Genomic DNA, 1159 nt, shown 5'->3' with positions numbered 1-1159 from the left:
ACCCTGATTGACGTTCGCCTGATTGGCCTTACCGTCACCCTGGTTCACGTTCGCCTGATTGGCCTTACCGTCACCCTGGTTCACGTTCGCCTGATTGGCCTTACCGTCACCCTGGTTCACGTTCGCCTGATTGGCCTTACCGTCACCCTGGTTCACGTTCGCCTGATTGGCCTTACCGTCACCCTGGTTCACGTTCGCCTGATTGGCCTTACCGTCACCCTGGTTCACGTTCGCCTGATCGGCCTGGTCGCCACCCTGGGCACCGCCACCCTGATCGCCACCCTGGGCACCACCACCCTGATCGCCACCCTGGGCACCACCACCCTGATCGCCACCCTGATCGCCGCCCTGGGCACCACCGCCCTGATCGCCACCTTGGGCACCACCCTGGTCGCCACCGCCCTGATCGCCACCTTGGGCACCACCCTGGTCGCCACCGCCCTGGTCGCCACCTTGGGCACCACCGCCCTGGTCACCACCCTGGTCGCCACCACCCTGATCGCCACCCTGGTCGCCACCACCCTGATCGCCACCCTGGTCGCCACCACCCTGATCGCCACCTTGGGCACCACCCTGGTCGCCACCACCCTGGTCGCCACCACCCTGGTCGCCACCACCCTGGTCACCGCCACCCTGGTCGCCACCACCCTGGTCACCCGGGTCGGCGTCCCGTACCACGCTCGGCGTGGACTTGACCGTCTGAGGAGCAGCATGAGCGCCCGCTGCTCCTGCCGCTCCGGCGAGAACCGCAGCGATGAAAGAAGCGCCGATAATCCGGGGGATCGGCACTCGAATATTGACAGCCATGACGTTTCTCCTTGAGTAGAAACTAGGATTTCTATTCGCCTGTTTGCGTCACCTCTGAGGCGGTGACTCGGCGCCTTTCTGAATCCAGATTCACCCAGCCGGAGAACCGGGAAAAGCGACGCACATTCGGGGCTTGACAGGCCCAATACGGGAAGTACAATTCAGCGCCCTTCCGGCGTCGGCCGGGAAGCGACAGCCGGGGTGGGGAGTACACGACATCGTCCGAGCGGCACGCGGTGCGGTGGGCGGGTGAAAGGGGGCGGCGTACTCCGGTGTGGTGCCGGGGTACGCCGCCTTGGGCGTGGGGCGGGGTGGCTTGTCCGCGTTGTCGTGGTGGTTACTTGGAGTCCTG

Annotated in this window: 1 protein-coding gene; it reads left to right on the top strand. The window is 65.6% G+C overall.

The annotated features are described in order from the left end of the window. Window positions 1-822: hypothetical protein (locus ACWGJ5_RS46580; RefSeq protein WP_453315645.1), on the top strand; the 822-nt coding region annotated here is incomplete at its 5' end. Between the last annotated feature and the right edge of the window lie 337 nt (window positions 823-1159).

The organism is Streptomyces sp. NPDC054783, assembly GCF_053611725.1.
This window is presented reverse-complemented; position numbering and strand designations above follow the sequence as displayed.